The 16,537-nt window shown below is 66.7% G+C and carries 18 protein-coding genes; 4 read left to right on the top strand and 14 right to left on the bottom strand.

What is annotated here, in order from left to right:
* Nucleotides 1–31: 31 nt before the first annotated feature.
* The 7 genes from SALB1_RS02580 to SALB1_RS02550 all read right to left on the bottom strand — a co-directional run bounded on the left by SALB1_RS02580 (nucleotide 32) and on the right by SALB1_RS02550 (nucleotide 8,212).
* On the bottom strand, nucleotides 32–991 hold the full coding sequence (locus tag SALB1_RS02580) for a hydrogen peroxide-inducible genes activator (RefSeq protein WP_109995234.1): 960 nt from the start codon (nucleotides 989–991) through the stop codon (nucleotides 32–34).
* Between the two features lie 25 nt (nucleotides 992–1,016).
* Nucleotides 1,017–1,955, bottom strand: coding sequence for an oxygen-dependent coproporphyrinogen oxidase (gene hemF / locus SALB1_RS02575; RefSeq protein WP_109992442.1), 939 nt, complete (start codon nucleotides 1,953–1,955; stop codon nucleotides 1,017–1,019).
* A complete protein-coding gene (locus SALB1_RS02570; protein ID WP_109992441.1) occupies nucleotides 1,948–2,517 on the bottom strand; it encodes an L-threonylcarbamoyladenylate synthase in 570 nt (189 codons plus the stop codon). Before SALB1_RS02570 ends, hemF begins: the two co-directional genes overlap by 8 nt.
* A 123-nt stretch (nucleotides 2,518–2,640) precedes the next feature.
* Nucleotides 2,641–5,175, bottom strand: coding sequence for a DNA topoisomerase I (locus tag SALB1_RS02565; protein WP_109992440.1), 2,535 nt, complete (start codon nucleotides 5,173–5,175; stop codon nucleotides 2,641–2,643).
* Nucleotides 5,176–5,405: 230 nt separating this feature from the next.
* Nucleotides 5,406–5,879, bottom strand: a complete 474-nt coding sequence (locus SALB1_RS02560; protein ID WP_109992439.1) for a DUF494 family protein — start codon at nucleotides 5,877–5,879, stop codon at nucleotides 5,406–5,408.
* A 66-nt stretch (nucleotides 5,880–5,945) separates the two neighbouring features.
* On the bottom strand, nucleotides 5,946–7,055 hold the full coding sequence (gene dprA, locus SALB1_RS02555) for a DNA-processing protein DprA (protein WP_109992438.1): 1,110 nt from the start codon (nucleotides 7,053–7,055) through the stop codon (nucleotides 5,946–5,948).
* A complete protein-coding gene (locus SALB1_RS02550) occupies nucleotides 7,052–8,212 on the bottom strand; it encodes a LysM peptidoglycan-binding domain-containing protein (protein WP_109992437.1) in 1,161 nt (386 codons plus the stop codon). The genes dprA and SALB1_RS02550 overlap by 4 nt, the downstream gene beginning before the upstream one ends.
* Nucleotides 8,213–8,307: 95 nt before the next feature.
* Here SALB1_RS02550 and def point away from each other — a divergent pair, with 95 nt between their 5' ends.
* The 4 genes from def to SALB1_RS02530 all read left to right on the top strand — a co-directional run bounded on the left by def (nucleotide 8,308) and on the right by SALB1_RS02530 (nucleotide 11,805).
* Nucleotides 8,308–8,823, top strand: coding sequence for a peptide deformylase (gene def, locus SALB1_RS02545; RefSeq protein ID WP_109992436.1), 516 nt, complete (start codon nucleotides 8,308–8,310; stop codon nucleotides 8,821–8,823).
* A gap of 3 nt (nucleotides 8,824–8,826) precedes the next feature.
* The gene (gene fmt, locus SALB1_RS02540; RefSeq protein ID WP_109992435.1) at nucleotides 8,827–9,753 is read left to right on the top strand and encodes a methionyl-tRNA formyltransferase; all 927 of its coding nucleotides are present in this window, start codon (nucleotides 8,827–8,829) and stop codon (nucleotides 9,751–9,753) included.
* Complete coding sequence (gene rsmB / locus SALB1_RS02535) at nucleotides 9,710–11,041, top strand: 16S rRNA (cytosine(967)-C(5))-methyltransferase RsmB (RefSeq protein ID WP_109992434.1); 1,332 nt, start codon at nucleotides 9,710–9,712, stop codon at nucleotides 11,039–11,041. Before fmt ends, rsmB begins: the two co-directional genes overlap by 44 nt.
* 197 nt (nucleotides 11,042–11,238) lie before the next feature.
* On the top strand, nucleotides 11,239–11,805 hold the full coding sequence (locus SALB1_RS02530) for a type 1 glutamine amidotransferase domain-containing protein (RefSeq protein ID WP_109992433.1): 567 nt from the start codon (nucleotides 11,239–11,241) through the stop codon (nucleotides 11,803–11,805).
* Between the two features lie 58 nt (nucleotides 11,806–11,863).
* Here the strand turns inward: SALB1_RS02530 and hisF are convergent, their stop codons facing one another.
* The 7 genes from hisF to SALB1_RS02495 form a co-directional block, all read right to left on the bottom strand.
* Entirely contained in the window at nucleotides 11,864–12,649 is a 786-nt protein-coding gene (hisF, locus tag SALB1_RS02525) for an imidazole glycerol phosphate synthase subunit HisF (RefSeq protein ID WP_109992432.1), read from the bottom strand.
* A gap of 2 nt (nucleotides 12,650–12,651) precedes the next feature.
* Nucleotides 12,652–13,392 carry a 1-(5-phosphoribosyl)-5-[(5-phosphoribosylamino)methylideneamino]imidazole-4-carboxamide isomerase gene (gene hisA, locus SALB1_RS02520; protein ID WP_109992431.1) on the bottom strand — a complete coding sequence of 247 codons (741 nt, stop codon included), beginning with the start codon at nucleotides 13,390–13,392 and terminating at the stop codon, nucleotides 12,652–12,654.
* Between the two features lie 67 nt (nucleotides 13,393–13,459).
* Entirely contained in the window at nucleotides 13,460–14,104 is a 645-nt protein-coding gene (gene hisH, locus SALB1_RS02515) for an imidazole glycerol phosphate synthase subunit HisH (protein ID WP_109992430.1), read from the bottom strand.
* Between the two features lie 19 nt (nucleotides 14,105–14,123).
* Nucleotides 14,124–14,717, bottom strand: a complete 594-nt coding sequence (gene hisB / locus SALB1_RS02510; RefSeq protein WP_109992429.1) for an imidazoleglycerol-phosphate dehydratase HisB — start codon at nucleotides 14,715–14,717, stop codon at nucleotides 14,124–14,126.
* 100 nt (nucleotides 14,718–14,817) lie between these two features.
* Complete coding sequence (dtd, locus tag SALB1_RS02505) at nucleotides 14,818–15,255, bottom strand: D-aminoacyl-tRNA deacylase (RefSeq protein ID WP_109992428.1); 438 nt, start codon at nucleotides 15,253–15,255, stop codon at nucleotides 14,818–14,820.
* Nucleotides 15,252–16,205, bottom strand: coding sequence for a homoserine kinase (locus tag SALB1_RS02500; protein ID WP_109992427.1), 954 nt, complete (start codon nucleotides 16,203–16,205; stop codon nucleotides 15,252–15,254). Before SALB1_RS02500 ends, dtd begins: the two co-directional genes overlap by 4 nt.
* A 10-nt stretch (nucleotides 16,206–16,215) precedes the next feature.
* On the bottom strand, nucleotides 16,216–16,536 hold the full coding sequence (locus SALB1_RS02495) for a tetratricopeptide repeat protein (protein WP_109992426.1): 321 nt from the start codon (nucleotides 16,534–16,536) through the stop codon (nucleotides 16,216–16,218).
* Between the last annotated feature and the right edge of the window lies 1 nt (nucleotide 16,537).

Here is a 16,537-nt window from a genome sequence, read left to right as displayed (position 1 = left end):
GTGTACCGTATCCGCTGTTGGCGTCGGGGCCCTAGGAGGCGTCCAGGATGGCTTCGTCGGCGTTGCTGGCAACAGCGTCAGGCAACAGCGTGACCCCGGCGGGGTCGCATTGCATCACGGCCGCGCGCAGGGCCGTGATCGCCTTGGGCCGCGGGAAGCTTCGGCGCCAGGCGATGGCGATCTGGCGCTGTGGGGGCTCGCCGGCGAACGGCCGGGTCTCGAGCAGACGCGACTCGGCGGCCAGATTGGGGATCGACGAGCAGGGCAGGACCGTCACCCCGAGGCCGCTGGCGACCATATGTCGAATGGTTTCCAGGCTGGAGCCGGAGCGGGCCCGGTTGGCGTCCTCGGATTCGCGACATTCGGCGCACAGGGCCAGCACCTGGTCGCGGAAGCAATGGCCCGGGCCGAGCAGCAACAGGTTGTCGCGCGCCAGCTCATTGGGCTCGATGGCATCGCGTTCGGTCCAGGGATGATTCTGCGGCATGACCACCACGAACGATTCATCGTAGATGGGCCAGGTCGCCACGCCCGGCACCTCATAGGGCATCGCCACGATGACCGCGTCCAGCTCGTTGTTACGCAGTTGCTGGGTGAGGTTGCCGGTGAGGTTCTCCTCGATGATCAGCGGCATCTCGGGCGTGCTCTCGCGCAGGCGCGGGATCAGGTGCGGTAGCAAATAGGGGCCGACGGTATAGATCACGCCGAGCCTGAGTGGGCCCTTGAGCTCGTCGCGGCCCTGTTCGGCCACCGCCTCCAGCGCGCTGACCTCGCCCATCACGCGATAGGCCTGTTCGATGATGCGCCGGCCGATCGGCGTGACCCGGGCCTCGCCGCGGTTGCGCTCGAACACGGTGACGCCGAGTTCGCCTTCCAGCTTCTTGACCGCAACCGACAGCGTTGGCTGGCTCACGAACGCGCGCTTGGCCGCACGACCGAAGTGGCGCTCCTTGTCGAGCGCGATCAGATAACGCAATTCGGTGAGTGTGATATGCATCATCTATCAAGCTTATAGTCTATTCCGCCGTCAGCCAATCACGCGGCACCAGAAAACGCTCGGTGAGGGCTGCCTCGGGCGAGCCGGGCTCGGGCGTGAAGCCGTATTGCCAGGCCACCAGCGGCGGCATCGACATGAGGATCGATTCGGTGCGCCCGCGCGACTGCAGGCCGAACAGCGTGCCCCGGTCGTAGAGCAGGTTGAACTCGACATAGCGCCCGCGCCGGTACAGCTGAAACGCGCGCTCGCGTTCGCCCCAGTCGTGATGCCGTCGTTTTTCCACGATCGGCGCATAGGCTTCGATGAAGCCATCGCCTACCGACTGCACGAACGCCAGCGCGTCGGCGAAGCTCAGTTCGTTGAAGTCGTCGAAGAATAGCCCGCCGATGCCGCGCGTTTCGTCGCGGTGCGGCAGATAAAAGTATTCGTCGCACCAGTGCTTGAAGCGCGGATACAGATCCTCGCCAAACGGGGCGCAGGCGGCGTGCGCGGCACGGTGCCAGGCCACGGCGTCTTCGGTGAACGGATAGTAGGGGGTCAGATCGAAGCCGCCGCCGAACCACCAGACCGGATCCTCGCCCGCTTTCTCGGCCACGAACAGGCGCACGTTGGCGTGCGAGGTCGGGACATAGGGGTTGCGCGGGTGGATCACCAGCGACACGCCGGTGGCAATGAACGAGCGCCCGGCCAGCTCGGGCCGCCGCGCCGATGCCGAGGCCGGCAGCTCACCGCCCAGCACGCGCGAGAAATTCACGCCCGCGCGTTCGAATACCTCGCCATCGGCCAGAACGCGGGTATCACCGCCCCCGCCCTCGGCGCGGGTCCAGGTGTCGGCATGAAAACGCGCGCTGGGTTCGAAGGCGGCCAGACGTTCGACGATGCGGTTCTGCAGGTCGCGGAAATAGGCGGTCGCGGCGTCGGGGTCGGCGACGTCGTGCGCGGAGTTGGATTTAGCCACGGATAGTCTCGTTGGTACTGGCGTTGCGGATGGTACTGGCTCGGCCGGGCGTGTCGGCACGTCCGCCTAGCACCATGTCGATACGGTCGCCAAAGCATGCTCGGGCGCGCCATGGCGAGTCCACCGGCGGGCGCCCGGATACGTTGGCACTGGTGGAAACAATCGGGCCGCCGAATTCGCGACACAGCGCGCGTGTCAGCGCGTGGGCCGTCTCGCGCAGGGCGATCGTGGACTGGCCGCCGGTCAGCCACCACGGCGCATCGGCCCGCGCGGGCAACAGCCAAGTGGTCGGCCCGGGCCAGGATTCGACGGCGCGTTGCCAGGCGGTGCTGGCATCGGGGTCGACCAGCGGTGCAAGCTGGGCCGAGTCGGCGGCGACCACGATCAGTCCGCGCGCAACGTCGCGCTGCTTGGCGGCGATGACGCGCCACACCGCATCCGCATCGAAGGCGTCGGCAGCCAGGCCCCAGACGCCTTCGGTGGCGTGCGCGACGATGCCGCCCTCGGCCAGCGTGCGCGCCGCCCGGCGCAGTCGATGCGGCGATACATGAATACCGTTCATGGCGGGTTCCCCCGGAAGCGAGACTGGATCACCGGGGCCACGGCCCCGGACAGCGACCCGGAAAACGGCCTCGAATTGTACGCTGGATCAGCGGCCTGTGGGGTGCACCGGCGCTGAATCCGATCAGCCGGAAGTCGGCCCGCTGGATGACTTGCCGCGGCTCGAACTGCTCTTGCCAGTCTTGGTCTTGGCCGCGCCCTTGCGCGGCGATGCGCTTTTCGACGAGGCCGCTTTTTTGGCCGCCGTCTTGCCGTTGGCTGTCTTGCTCTTCGAGGTCTTGGCCTTCGATGCCGTCGTCTTACTGGTCTTGGCGCTGCTCGAGGCTTTCTTGCTGGCGCTCGTCTTCGCGTTCTTGCGGCCGCGTTTCTTCTTCTCCGGCGCCTTGGCGATGATCTCCTGGCACTGCTCGAGCGTCAGCGATTCGGGTTCGATGTCCTTGGGCACGCTGGCGTTCTTCTTGCCATCGGTGATGTAGGGGCCGAACGGGCCATGCTGGACCTTGATGTTCTCGGCCTCGAAGTGCTTGATCAGCTTCTTGGCGTCGGCTTCCTTCTTCTCGGCGATCACCTCCAGCGCGCGCTCTTTCGAGATCGTGTAGGGGTCGTCCTCCTTGAGCGAAGCGAACTTCTTGCCAAAACGCACATAGGGGCCGAAGCGGCCGATATTGACCTGGATCTCCTCACCCTCCGGCGTTTCGCCGAGATCGCGCGGCAGGTTGAACAGATACAGCGCTTCGTCGAGCGTGATCTTGTCCATATCCTGGCCTTTGCGCAGGCCGGCGAACTTGGGTTTTTCCTCGTCGTCCTTGGAGCCGATCTGCACGAACGGGCCATAGCGGCCGATGCGCACGATCACCGGCTTGCCGGTTTTGGGGTCGGTGCCGAGTTCGCGGGCCTGGGCGACCTCCTCGCGCGACAGATCCTGCTTGGCCTCGATCTGGTCGGAGAAGCGTTCCCAGAACTCGGCCAGCAGTGGCCGCCATTCCTGCTCACCTCGGGAAACCGCGTCCAGCCGATCCTCGAGATTGGCGGTGAACTCGTAGTCGACGTAACGGGTGAAGTGATCGGTCAGGAACTTGTTGACGATCTTGCCCAGCGGCGTCGGCATGAAGGCCTTGCCGTCCATCTCGACGTATTCGCGATCCTGCAGCGTGGAGATGATCGCGGCATAGGTCGACGGCCGGCCGATGTCGTATTCCTCGAGTGTTTTGACCAACGCAGCTTCGGTGAAGCGCGGCGGCGGCTCGGTGAAATGCTGGGTCGGCACGATCTCCTGCAGGGCGATCGTTTCGCCTTCTTCCAGTGCGGGCAGGCGCTTGTCGTTGTCGTCCTCGGCCTTGTCGCCATCGTCGCGCCCTTCCTTGTACACCGACAGGAAGCCGGCCTCGCGCAGGGTGCGCCCGCTGGCGCGGAACAGATGCTGGTTGTCGGCGTCCGCGGCCAGATCGGCCGAGACGGTGTCGAACAGCGCATGCACCATCTGGCTGGCCACGGTGCGCTGCCAGACCAGTTCATAGAGCCGGAACTGGTCGGATGTCAGATACTGCTTGATCTCGCTCGGAATGCGCGCGCTGGCGGTCGGGCGAATGGCCTCATGCGCTTCCTGGGCGTTCTTGGACTTGGTCTTGAACGTGCGCGGCGAATCCGGGAGATTCTTGTCGCCGTAGCGGTCGCCGATGGTCTGGCGGATTTCGGTGAGCGCGTCGGCCGCGAGATTCACCGAGTCGGTCCGCATGTAGGTGATCAGGCCGGTTTCTTCGCCGTCGCCGAGCTTCACGCCTTCGTACAGGCCCTGGGCGGTGCGCATGGTGCGCCGGGCGTTGAAGCCGAGCTTGCGCGCGGCTTCCTGTTGCAGCGTGGAGGTGGTGAACGGCGGCGACGGGTTGCGCCGGCGCTGTTTCTTTTCGACCCGGGCGACGCGCAGCGTGCCCTGGGCTGCGGCCACGAGTTTTTCGTAGGCCGCGTCCGCGCCGCCCTGGTCGTTGATCGTGAATTGCTCGATCTTTTCGCCGTCGAGCTGGGCCAGTCGCGCGGAAAAGGGGATGTCGTCCTTCTCGGCCTTGGCCTCGATGCGCCAGTATTCCTCGGGCACGAAGGCCTCGATCTCGGCGTCGCGCTCGCAGATCAGACGCAACGCCGGGCTCTGCACGCGACCGGCGGACAGGCCGCGCTGAACCTTGCGCCAGAGCAGCGGCGAGAGGTTGAAGCCCACCAGATAGTCGAGCGCCCGGCGCGCCTGCTGGGCGTTGACCAGATCGTTCGAGATCGAGCGCGGATGCTCGACCGCGTGGGCCACGGCGCGCTTGGTGATCTCGTGGAAGACCACCCGCGCCACATGCTTGTTCTCAAGCAGACCGCGATCGCGCAACAGCTCCAGCAGATGCCAGGCAATCGCCTCGCCTTCGCGGTCCGGGTCAGTCGCGAGCAGCAGCGTGTCGGACTGCTTGAGCGACTTCGCGATCTTGTCGACCTGCTTGGCGTTGCGGTCGATGATGTCGTAGTGCATCGCGAAGTCGTTGTCGGTATCGACCGCGCCTTCCTTCGGGATCAGGTCGCGCACGTGGCCGTACGAAGCCAGGACCTGATAGTCCTTGCCCAGATATTTCTCGATGGTCCGGGCCTTGGCCGGGGACTCCACGATGACGAGATTTCGGCTCATCGACTCACACTTGAAAGGGGATGGATAAGACGGCAACAGCGCCGCGTGGCGAACCCTAGCACAGCCTTTGAAGCACGCGCGATGCGCCAGCGTCAAGATACGTCGACCGAGCGAGGCGGCTCGAGCGCGTGGTTTTCAAGGCATCGAGGCGGCCGCAAACAGCCTGCCGATGCCGAACTTCGACAGTCGCAGGCCGGCCGGCGCGCCCCATGCGGACACGTTAAAAGGCTCTAGTGACTCGCGCCCGGGGCCTCGGCGTGAAGCATGGCTTCCATCCGCGCCTGCGCGGTCTCGTGGCCGTCGGCGGAGGACAGCACCATCATCACGACCCACTTCACCTGCTCGAGCTCGGCGCCTTCGTACTCATCGTCCACCAGGGCCATCAGACGGTCGATGACCAGCTCGCGGTTGGCCGCCGAGAGCACGCCGGCGCGCTCAAGCCGCACGATGTAACCGCGGCACTCGGCATCGAGCACGTACAGTTCCGGCCCGGCATAGATACGGATGCTGTCGTTCGAAGGCGGCGTGATCGGCGCCCGACCTTCGGGCTGGGCTGCACGCAGCCAGTCGAAGGCATCGTCGATTTCGTCGGGGAAAAACCCTGCGTCGCCGAGATCCCGGCGGACGTCGCCGGTCGCGCCGACGTCCGTCAACGAAAAGTTCTCGAACAGGTACAGCAGGACGTCCAGGACATTTTCGTTCATGCGGCCAACTTTACCATGATGATTGCAGCGGGGGCGCCGAAAACGTGCGCGGGCCGGGGTGCTGACTCAGCCCGAACGAACGTAGGCGCCGCCGGCCACGGCCTGTACACGGCCTTCGAGCTCCAGTATCAGCAGTGTCGAGGATACGGCGTCCGCGGGCCAGCCGGTGCGCGCCACCAGGTCATCGATGCGCACCGGATCGTGGCCGACGGCCGCTAGCAGTTCAGCGGCATTGTCGTTTCCGTCGGCTTCCGGCGGCTCGGGATTCTGAGCGCTGGCGCGCGGCGCCGGGCCCCGGCGATAGCCGTCGATCGAGCCGGCGATCTCCTCCAGGATGTGGTCGGTCGTTTCGACCAGCTTGGCGCCTTCGCGAATCAGTTGATGACAGCCGCGCGCCAGCGGATTGTGAATCGAACCGGGCAGGGCGAAGACCTCGCGGTTGGCGGCACTGGCCATGCGCGCTGTGATCAGCGAGCCGGAGGCGCGCGCTGCCTCGACCACCAGCGTGGCGGTGCACAAACCGGCGATCACGCGGTTGCGCCGCGGGAAATTGCCACGCAGCGGCTGGGTGCCGAGGCCGAATTCCGACAACAGCAGGCCGCGTTCCGCGATGCGTTCGGCCAGCGCCTTGTTGGCCGCCGGATACACCCGGTCCAGCCCCGTGCCGGTGATGGCGATGGTGTAGCCATCGGCATCCAGCGCGCCTTCGTGCGCGGCGGCATCGATACCGCGGGCCAGGCCGGAGACCACCACCAGCCCGGCCGCTGCCAGCGCGCGCCCGAATTCATGCGCGGCGTCGCGCCCGGCGTGGCTCGGATTGCGGCTGCCGACGATGGCGATGGCCGGATAATCCAGCAGGTCGAGGTCGCCCAGCGCGTAAAGCCACGGTGGTGGCGGATCGAGTTCGGCAAGTGCGGGTGGATACGCCGGATGGTCGAGCGTGAGGAAATGGTGCCCGTCCTCGGCCAGCCAGGCCTCGGTTCGCGCCATCGCTTCGCCGGGCGGCTCGGCCAGCGCCCGGCGCGCCGGCGCCGGCAGCCCGGCGTCGCGCCAGCCGGCGTCGCTGCCCGTGAGCGCTGCTTGCGCGCTGCCGAAACGCGCAACAAGGCGTCCGGCAAGGGTCGCGCCGATCCCCGGCGTGGTCGCCAGGCGCAGCCAGGCCGAGCGATCGCTCATGTGGCGGCCGGCGAATGCACGACGTCGTCGACGTGGATAGCGCGCGTGGCATGCATGACCAGCGCGAAGCTCACCTTATCGTCGACCTTGAACACCATCAGATAGCCGGCTTTCACCTCGGGCAGCGTGACCTGGCCGCCGGCGACCGGATCGGACACGGTACGCCCGGATTTGTAGATATCGAGGACATCGCCGCGTCGCAGCCCGATGTTGTGGCCGCGGTCCAGCGTGACGACATCGTACTGGCCGATCTCGCCGACGCCGCCGTAGACCGAAATGATATGGGCGCTCAGCGCCTTGCCGGGCGCATGGGGATAGAAATCGCGCAGCAGATTTTCATGGGGCACCGGCAGCAGGCGATCGCCGCGCCGGGCTTCGCGGTAGGTCTTGTCGATACGGGCCGTCGCGATCTTCGGGCCAAAGGATTGAATAGTCAGCCGGCCGACCGGCACGACCTTGCGGCCCAGAACCTTGTGGGTTTCCGCGTCGCGGTAGGGGCCGGCCGGATGGACCAGTTCATAGTGATCGGGCCCGTTGTGATCGGCACCGCGAACATACACCGTGGCGCCGTTGCCGGCGACCACATGCTGATCGTCGAAGGACACCACGTAGGGCGCGTTCTCGAGCGTTTTCCCGTCGACCAGGCGCGGGCTTTGCAGAAAATCGCGGATCGCGGAATAGGGGATGACCGCAATCGCCTGCGGCAACGGTTCCTCGCGCACCTGCGGTTCCAGATGCACCGTTTTGCCGCGCGCCAGCCGCGGCTGGCCGTTCATGCCACGTGTGAGCACCAGAACTTCGCCGGGGTAGATCCGATGCGGATTGACGATATCGGGATTGGCATCCCATAGCTGTGGCCAGTACCAGGGATCATCGAGATACTTGCCGGCGATATCCCAGAGCGTATCGCCGCGCTTGACCACATAACGCAGCGGCGCGTCGTCGCGCATGTGTCCGGCCAGATTCGCCGTGGTCAGGTTCTTCTCCACGGGAGCGGGCTTGGCAGGCAGGGGCGTGGTCCGGCCGGGATCGTGCGTCGCGCCGGCCGTGGCCCCGTTCGCCTGCGCGCCGCCCGCCTGTTGGCCGGGCCCGTGCGCGCAGCCCGACGCGAGCAGCGCCAGGCCAAGCCCGAGCAGCCGCCATCCCCCAATCCGCATCTGCCTCAAACCGTTATACTCCCGCGTTTCGACCGCCGGCCGCGGCCATACCGCCGCCGTCTGAACAATCGACGTCAGTCAACTGCCGACAGAATATGGCCATTCTCGAGATTTTGCATTTCCCCGATCCGCGCCTGCGCGCGGTGACCGACCCGATCACGGTTTTCGACGACACGCTGTCACGTTTCATCGACGACATGTTCGAGACCATGTACGACGCGCCGGGCGTCGGGCTGGCGGCGACCCAGGTCGGCGATACGCGGCGCGTGGCGGTCATGGATTGTTCCGAGGACAAGAGCGAGCGCATCGTGATGTGCAATCCGCGCATTCTCTGGTCCGAGGGGGAGGAAGTGGTCGACGAAGGCTGTCTGTCGGTGCCGGAACACTTTGATCGCGTCACCCGCGCCACGCGGCTGCGCTTTGCCGCCCAGGATCGTGACGGTCGTGAATACGAAATGGACGCCGAAGGCCTGTTGGCGCAGTGCGTGCAGCACGAGCTTGCCCATCTCGACGGCGGGCTGTATATCGACAAGCTTTCCCGGCTCAAGCGCGAGCGCATCCGGCGCAAGCTGACCAAGGCGGCCAAGCGCGAAGGCGCCAAGGCAGACTGACCCATGCGCATCGTTTTTGCCGGGACTCCCGAATTCGCGCTGCCCACACTGGAGGCGATCGCGGCCAGCGGCCACGAGCTGGTGGGCGTGTTCACCCAGCCGGATCGCCCGGCCGGTCGCGGGCGCAGGCTCAAGCCGTCGCCGGTCAAGGCGCGTGCGCTCGAGCTCGGGCTGCCGGTATTCCAGCCGGAAAAACTCAAGAACAACACCGAGGCGTTCGATCGGCTCGCCGAACTCGCGCCGGACGTGATGGTGGTCGTGGCCTACGGCCTGATCCTGCCGAAGGCCGTGCTCGACCTGCCGACCTGGGGTTGCCTGAACGTGCATGCCTCGTTGCTGCCGCGTTGGCGCGGCGCGGCCCCGATCGCACGCGCCATCGAGGCCGGCGACGCGGAAACCGGCGTGACCATCATGCAGATGGACGTGGGGCTGGATACCGGCGACATGCTGGCCGTGCGCCGCACGCCGCTCGACGAGACCGCCACGGCCGGCGATTTGCACGACGTGCTGGCCGACCAGGGCAGCGCGGCCCTGGTCGATGCGCTCGATGCGCTGCCCGATGGCCTGACGCCGGTCGCTCAGGACGATGAGCGCGCGACCTACGCCGCCATGCTCGACAAGGCCGAGGCCGCGATCGACTGGACGCAACCGGCGGTGCGCATCGCCCGGCTCGTGCGCGCATTCTCGCCCTGGCCGGTGGCGCATGCCGAGCTTGAGGGCGATCGCGTGCGATTCTGGCAGGCGGTCAGCCGGGACGAGACGACGCCGGCCGCGCCGGGCACCGTGATTGCCGCCGGGCGCGACGGCATCGATATCGCCACGGCCGACGGCGTGTTGCGCGTTACCGAACTGCAACTGCCCGGCAAGCGCCGTATGAGCGCGGCGGATGCCGCCAACGGCCGCGCCTGGGTTGGCGTCCGTTTTGGTTGATGCGGCGGGCACGGCAGCGCGCGTTCACGCCGCGCGTGCAGTTGCGGCGGTGATCGACCAGGGCCGCAGCCTGGATGCGGCCATCGCCGCCTGGCCACCCACGCTCGCCGGGGCCGATCGCTCGCTGGCGCGGCTGCTGGCTTACGGCACGCTGCGCGATCATCGTCGGCTGGGCGCGCTGCTCGCGCCCCGGTTGAAAAAGAAACCCCAGCCGCTGCTTGATGCGCTGCTTCGGGTCGGGCTCTATCAGCTCGAGGCCACGCGGGTGCCGCCGCATGCGGCGGTGCATGCCACCGTGGCCGCCACCGGCAAGCTCAAACTGGCCAAGGCGCGCGGTCTGGTCAATGCGGTGCTGCGCGGGCACCAGCGCGAACCGGCGTCGCTGGACGATGCCAGCGTCGCGGTGCGTGAAAGCTATCCCGACTGGCTGGCCGGCATGATCGCCGACGACTGGGGCGCCGAGGCCCCGGCGGTCCTGGCCGCTGGCAATGCGCGCGCGCCAATGCATGTGCGCGTCAACGCGCGTCGCGCCACGCGGGATGGCCTGCGCGCGCGCTGGGCCGAAGCCGGTATCGCGGCCACGCCCATCGCCGATTGTGCCGAGGGCCTGACGCTGGACGAGCCGGTTGCGGCCGAGCGTCTGCCGAGGTTCGCCGCGGGCGAGGTGTCGATCCAGGACGGCGCGGCCCAGCTGGCCGCCGATCTGCTGGCGCCGGAACCGGGCCAGCGCGTGCTCGACGCCTGCGCGGCGCCCGGCAACAAGAGCGCCCACCTGCTGGAGCGGGCCGATGTCGCACTGACTGCACTGGATATCGCCGCCGAGCGCGCGCGGACGCTCGAAGCGACGCTGGCCCGGTTGGGCCTGGCGGCGACGGTCCGCGTCGGTGATGCCGCGGAACCGGCGGCCTGGTGGAATGGCCAGCCGTTCGATCGCATCCTGCTGGATGCGCCTTGCAGCGGTACCGGCGTGATCCGACGGCATCCCGATATCAAATGGCTGCGGCGGGCATCGGACGTCACCGCCGCCGCCACGCGCCAGCGCGCCCTGCTTGCCGCGCTCTGGCCGCTGCTCGCGCCCGGCGGCCGGCTGGTCTATGCCACCTGCTCGATTCTGCGCGCCGAGGGCGTCGCGGTCGTAGCCGATTTTCTGTCCGCCACGCCGGAGGCCTGCGAAAAACCGATCGAGGCCGGCTGGGGCCGGCCCGAGACGATCGGCCGCCGCATCGCGCCCGGTGATCATGATTTCGACGGCTTCTACTACGCGGTGCTCGAGCGACCGCCCGTGTAGCCGGTGTAGTGGCGTCGAGCCCTACGGCTTGATGTTGCGACGAGCCGCCGCCGTTGTCCTGGCCGCGCCGTCGTGGCGCGAGGCCCGTGCCTCCGGGTGCTGCCTGGATAACCTGGGTAACGCTACGGATTGGAATCGGTTCGGGTGGGCACCAGTGTTTTGGCAACCGAGCATCGCATGCCAAAAGGAGTCACACCATGGCAGGTCAACTCGAAGGCAAGAAGATCGCGTTTCTGGTTGCCGACGGTTTCGAGCAAATCGAACTGACGCGGTCGCGTCAGGACATCACCGAAGCCGGTGCGCAAGTGCATCTCGTTTCGTTGCAATCCGGCGAAGTGCAGGGCATGCGCGGCGATATCGACAAGGCCGACACGTTCACGGTGGACGAGATCGTCGATGAAGTCTCGGCGTCCGACTACAACGGGCTGGTATTGCCCGGCGGCACACTCAATCCGGATGGGCTGCGCGTCAATGACAAAGCGGTCGATTTCGTGCGCGATTTTTTCAAGCAGCACAAGCCGGTCGCCGCAATTTGCCACGCACCGATCACCCTGATCGAGGCGGGCGTGGTCGACGGGCGCACGCTGACGTCATTTCCGTCGATCAAGACTGATTTGAAGAACGCTGGCGCGAACTGGGTCGATCAGGCGGTTGTCTGCGATGAGGGCTTGGTTACCAGCCGCACGCCGGACGATCTGGACGCCTTCTGTGCCAAGGCGATCGAGGAGTTCGCCGAAGGCAGGCACGCGGAACAGACCGCATAGCGCGCCGCGCCGGTTCGCCGCTTGACTCAGCCCGGGTTCGGCCCGGGCTGGATCATGCTCAGCGAAAGACTGCGTCGCGTACCGGGATACCGCGCTCGGCCAGGTAATTCTTGGCCTGCTGGATGGTGTAGGTGCCGAAATGGAAGATGGACGCTGCCAGCACGGCATCGGCATGGCCGGCGGACAGGCCGTCGTAGAGATCTTCCAGTTCGCCTACGCCGCCCGAGGCGATCACCGGCACCGGGACCGCATCGGAGACCGCCCGCGTGAGCTGGATATCGAAGCCGGACTTGGTACCGTCACGATCCATGCTGGTCAGCAGCACTTCGCCCGCGCCGAGCGACACCAGCTTCTGGGCCCAGCCGATGGCCTCGATGCCGGTCGATTTGCGCCCGCCGTGGGTAAAGATCTCGTAACGCGGCTCTTCGTCCTTTTTCGCCGCGTTCTTCACGTCGAGCGCGACCACGATGCACTGGCTGCCGTAGCGGTAGGCGGCCTCGGCCACGAATTCGGGATTGCCGATGGCGGCGGTGTTGATCGAGACCTTGTCGGCACCCGCCGACAACAGGCGACGTACGTCCGACAGGGTGCGTACGCCGCCGCCGACGGTCAGCGGGATGAAGACCTCGCCGGCGACCTGCTCGACCACGTCCATGAGCGTGCCGCGGTCCTCGTTGGACGCGGTGATGTCGAGAAACACCAGTTCGTCGGCGCCCTGCTGGTCGTAGCGACGGGCGATCTCGACCGGGTCCCCGGCATCGGCGATATCCAGGAACTTCACGCCCTTGACGACGCGGCCCTTGTCGATGTCCAGGCACGGGATGATGCGTTTGGCGAGAGACAAGCTCAGCCTCCCCTGTACTCGTTGACGCGCTTGCGGGCGGCGGCGAGATCGAGCGTGCCTTCGTAGATGGCACGGCCGATCACCGCGCCGGCGACGCCGTCGGATGCAACGGCGAGTAGCGCATCGATATCGGCCATGTCGGTCACGCCACCGGAAGCGATGACGGGAATGGTGAGTTCGGCGGCCAATGCGCGCGTGGCTTCGACATTCAGGCCCTGCATCATGCCGTCGCGGCTGATGTCGGTGTGGATGATGGCGACCACGCCGTCCTCCTCGAACTGCTGGGCGAGGTCGGCCACGGTGTGGTTGGATAGCTTGGACCAGCCGTCGGTGGCGACCATGCCGTCGCGGGCGTCCAGGCCGACGATGATATGGCCGGGAAACTCGACGCCGACATCGGCCACGAAATGCGGCTCGGAGACGGCCCGGGTGCCCAGGATCACGAATTCGACGCCGCGTTCGAGATAGGTCTCGATTGCAGCCTCGTCGCGAATGCCGCCGCCGACCTGGACCGGAATTCGGCCCGCGGCATCGACGATGTCGCCGATGATCCGGTCGTTGACGGGGTAGCCGGCCTTGGCGCCGTCCAGGTCGACCACGTGAATGCGGTCGGCGCCTTCGTCGATCCAGCGCTGGGCCACGGCCACGGGATCGTCGTCGAAGACCGTGACGTCGTGCATGTCGCCCTGACGCAGGCGTACGCACTGGCCGTCCTTGATGTCGATGGCAGGAATGAGTAGCACGCCGTTTCTCCTCGCTTTGCTGACGGCAGATGAACCGGGTCGGATGCCCGATAAGCCGGCGTGGCCGTCAGGCCGCGCCGTTCCACTCCAGGAAATTGGCGAGCAGTTGCAGCCCGGCGGACTGGCTCTTCTCCGGATGGAACTGGACCGCGAACACATTCTCGCGCAGCACCACCGAGGTGAATCGCACGCCATAATCCGTCGTGCCGGCGATATGCTTGGGATCGTCGGGCACGACATAGTAACTGTGCACAAAATAGAACCAGGAGTCCGCCGCGATGTCCTTCCACAGCGGGTGAGAGCGCTCCTGATGCACCTGGTTCCAGCCCATGTGCGGGATCTTGCGCCGGGAGCCGTCGGCCATGACCTCGGTCTCGGCGAATTTCACCGTGTCGCCCGGAAAGGCGCCCAGGCAGTCCACGCCGCCGGATTCCTCGGAATGCGCCATCAGCGCCTCGATGCCCAGACACACGCCCATGAGCGGGGTCTTGCCGAGGACGCTGCGCAGCATGTCGTCGAGTTCCAGACGCTGGAGTTCGTCCATGCAATGGCCGATCGCACCCACGCCGGGCAGGACCAGCCGATCCATGCGGGCGAGCGCGTCCGGATCGAAGCTGACCTCGATCTGTTCGTCCGAAGCGACGTAGCGCAGAGCCTTGGCAATCGAGTGCAGATTGCCCATGCCGTAGTCGATGATGCCGACGGTTGCCATAAAGCGACGAGTTGGGTTTCTACAAACTGCCCTTGGTGGAGGGCAGGGCGTCGAGGGCGCGCTGATCGCGGGCCACCGCGGCGCGCAGCGCCCGGCCGAAGGCCTTGAACAGCGTCTCCGCAATATGGTGCGCGTTGTCGCCGGCGAGTGTATCCATATGCAACGTCAAGGCCGCACCGCTGGCCACCCCGTTGAAGAACTCACGCACCAGTTCAGTATCGAAGCTGCCGATTTTTTCGGCGGTGAACGGGACCCGAAAATGCAGACCCGGACGCCCGGAAAAATCCAGTACCACGCGCGACAGCGCTTCGTCGAGCGGCACATAGGCATGGCCGTAGCGCATGATGCCTTTCTTGTCGCCGACCGCCTGCTTGAGCGCGTTACCCAGACAGATGCCGACATCCTCGACCGTGTGATGATCGTCGATGTGCAGGTCGCCGGCGGCGCGCACATCCAGATCGACCAGCCCGTGGCGGGCCAGCTGATGCAGCATGTGCTCGAAGAAGCCGACACCGATTTCGGCCCGGAATTCGCCGCTGCCGTCCAGATCCAAGCTGAGCTGGATATCGGTTTCGGCGGTGCAGCGTTCGATCGTGGCGCGACGCGCTGTCATGGTCTCGCGATATACCCGGAATGCCCCTCTGGACGATCGATCATACGCGGTTGATAACGCCGATGCGAGAGGCGTTCGCCACAATAATCGATCGCGCCGATCAGGCCGTCAGCCAGAAGGTCACGGGGCCGTCGTTGACCAGCTCGACCTGCATGTCGGCACCGAATCGACCCGTGGCGATCGGCGCGTGGCGCGCGACCAGCGCCGAGGCGAAATGATCGAACAGTGGTTCGGCGCGCTCCGGCGGACAGGCGGTGGAAAAACCGGGCCGATTGCCGCGACGGGTATCCGCGGCCAGAGTGAATTGCGGCACGGCCAGCACCGCCTTGTTCGCGCTGATCGCGCCGTGATTCATGCGCCCCTCGTCGTCAACGAAGATGCGGTAGGCCAGCACCCGTTCGGCCAGGCGTTGCGCGCGCGCCTCGGTGTCGTCCGGCTCGGCGGCCACCAACGCCAGCACGCCGGCGTCGATGGCCGCGATGCGCTCGCCGGCCACCGTCACCGAAGCCCGGGTGACACGCTGGATGAGCGCGATCATTGCGGTATCAGCGCGGGTGCTGCGGCGCGGTGGGCAAGCAGCAGGCGTTTGAACGGTGCCGGGTCCTTGATGTGCACGACTTCGCCGCTCATCGGAAAATGCGCGTCGATCAGGCGCGAGGCCCAGAAACGCAGGGCGGCGGCACGCAGCATGGCTGGCCAGGCGGCGTGTTCGGCCTCGTCCGGCGCGCGCCGGCGGCCATACGCGCGCATGAATGCCTGCCATTGCGTCGGGTCGTAGCGTTCGTCGTCGTCGAAGGCCCAGTCGTTGCAGATGATGGCGAGATCGAACAGCAGGTAGTCGTGGCAGGCATAGTAGAAATCGATCAGCCCCGACACGCGGGACTGGTCGAACAGGACGTTGTCGCGGAACAGGTCGGCATGCACGACCGCGGCCGGCAGGTCGGCGTAGAGCGTGCGGGCGGCGCGCTGCTGGAAGGCGATCTCGTCGGCCAGTAGCGCATGTTCCTCGGCTGCCATGACGCCGTTGAGCCGTTCGGCGGCGGCCGCGATCCACTCGAGGCTGCGCGCGTTGCCCTGCACCGGGGTAAAGCTGGCCACCGCGCGATGCATCTCGGCGACCACGCCGCCCAGCGAGCGACAATGTTCGGCGCCGGGCGATTCCACGCTGGCGCCGTGCAAACGGTAGACCAGGGCGGCCGGGCGGCCGCGCACCCGGCTCAGGAAGCCGCCGTCGTTGCGGGCGACCGGATGCGCGCAGGGCACGCCATGGCCGGCCAGATGATCCATGAGCTGCATGAAGAACGGCAGCTCGGATTCGTCGACCTGCTCGAACAGCGTCAACACCCAGCGGCCGAGGGTGGTGTCGACAAAGTAGTTGGTGTTGGTGATGCCGGCGGAAATGCCGCTGAAGTCCTCGAGTTCGCCGACGGCATAGTCAGCGAGCAGCGCACGCAGATCGTCGGCCTCGACGCGGGTGTAAACAGACATGCGCCAGCGCCTAGTTCTGCGCGCGTCGCGCGCGCTTGAGAAACACCTGCATTTCCTTGGCTGCCTGGTTGTCGCCGCGTCGCTCGGCGACTTCGACGCCGCGCTCCAGCGCATCGATCGCGGCATGCACCCGGTCCGCGTCCAGCAGAACACGGCCGTACAGCCGCCAGGCGGCCGAATACTCGGGATCCTGACGCACGGCCTCGGCCAGGTGCGTGCAGGCGGTCTCGAGCTCGCCGTTCTTGTACAACAATTCGCCCAGCGTGAACCGCGCCAGGGGCGCGTCCTGTCCGGCGTCGATCATGGCCTGGAGTCGATCCTGCATCGTCATG

The sequence above is a fragment of the Salinisphaera sp. LB1 genome, from assembly GCF_003177035.1.
In the GTDB taxonomy this organism is placed as follows: Bacteria; Pseudomonadota; Gammaproteobacteria; order Nevskiales; family Salinisphaeraceae; genus Salinisphaera.
Note: the sequence above shows the minus strand (reverse complement) of the source record. Positions and strands in the feature narration are given on the sequence as shown.